At 32.3% G+C, this 1522-nt stretch carries 1 protein-coding gene and 1 pseudogene; both read left to right on the top strand.

Translation table 11 applies throughout. The features are described 5' to 3' along the window. A partial coding sequence (locus tag JCM21531_RS17160) for a copper amine oxidase N-terminal domain-containing protein (protein WP_038291645.1) occupies positions 1–756 on the top strand: 756 nt, incomplete at its 5' end. A gap of 19 nt (positions 757–775) precedes the next feature. Beyond that, positions 776–1522, top strand: a pseudogene (locus tag JCM21531_RS17155) (hypothetical protein); the annotation flags it as partial.

Raw genomic sequence — 1522 nt, 5'->3', positions numbered from 1 at the left:
GGAAATACAAAAAAAGTGACAATAACGTTAAACGGAAAAAAAGTAGTGCTTCAAATAGGGAATAAAAACTATGAAGTAAACGGACAACAGAAGCAAATGGATACAGTGGCATTATTAAAAGAATCGAGGACATTTGTACCTGTGAGGTTTGTGAGTGAAGCATTGGGAGCAACTGTAAAGTGGAATGCAAATATAAGAACGGTGTATATTGACATGAATGGTGATGTAGCACCTTCTCCTGAACCGACAGGAGGAGCAGTAAAATATTATGATGGAATAGCATTTAATGATGTTACCGATGTTGACCAGTATGGAAGAATAGAAATTGAGAAATTAAAGGAGTTTTTGCTCAAGTTAGCCGAACAATTGAGATTTGTAAAAGAAAACGGAAAATATTATATTGAATGCACTTATCCGGCGAAACCCGAAGGTTATGAGTGGAACTTAATAATAAGAATTTATAATAAAGATAATTCATATGAAGCATATACTCCAACTACTCGTGTTCCTGACTGTAAAATACCTACAGAAGGGTCATTTAAAAAGGAAGCAACAGCTATTAAGGATATAAATAGCATTAGTTTCTTTAATGTAACTATTTCATTAGATCATCCTAAAACAGGTAGTTTAGGTAGATTAAATATAGTTTATTCTATGGATAAATCAGATATTTGGGCAACTTTTGTTCCTAAGTCAGGAACGATACCTTCAGAAGAATATAAAACGTTTAATTTTAACAAAATGTTCCAATGGTAAACAGAATTGGGGGTAAAGAATGAGCAAAAGAATTTGTTGGATATTAGTAATTATGATAATATCCTCAACTATTATTTGTTATTCAAATTACGATGGTGGGATAGTTAATGCAGAAAAATTAAATATTGTTGAAGTGATAATAGATGGGATAGATGATGAACCAAAAAGTAGGATTATAGGTTCATGTGGTCCCTTTAGGAAGGCGATTGAATTATGGCACTATAGTGGAGGTTACTGGAAATATAATAATTTAGTGATAAGAGATGAAGGTTTGGGTAAAGGTCTTGTTAAAGAAGAAGAACTTGAAAAAGCAATTAATGAAGAGATTACGTTTGAATATGCTATTGACTCGGAACTTTATAAAAGGTTAATAAAAGAGGGAGATATAAAGGTAGTATGCTCAACACCTTTAATAGATGAAAATACTATGGAAAATAAGTCGATTTGTGATTTATTTTATGGTACCCCAACAATAGAAATTAAGAATGGTAAAATATATTTTTCTGCGAAACCCAAATTTCATTTTTATAATGAGACATCTTATTATGAGATAATAGGAGATCAACTTAATGTAATAATACCTATAGTTGACCCAGATTATGGATACAATACATACGCAATTTGGAAGAGAACTAAACCGGAAGATTGGGGAGGGGCTGTAGGGTATTTTGACAAAAATGATATATTTGCTTTTGCACCTCCCGAATCCGGGAAAATTGCACCGGCACAAATAAAAAATGCCTTGGGTCACTTAATTGAAGGTTTT

This window comes from Acetivibrio straminisolvens JCM 21531, from assembly GCF_000521465.1.
Taxonomy (GTDB): domain Bacteria; phylum Bacillota; class Clostridia; order Acetivibrionales; family Acetivibrionaceae; genus Hungateiclostridium; species Hungateiclostridium straminisolvens.
The sequence above is the reverse complement of the archived record's forward strand: the minus strand, read 5'-3'. Positions and strand labels throughout refer to the sequence as shown.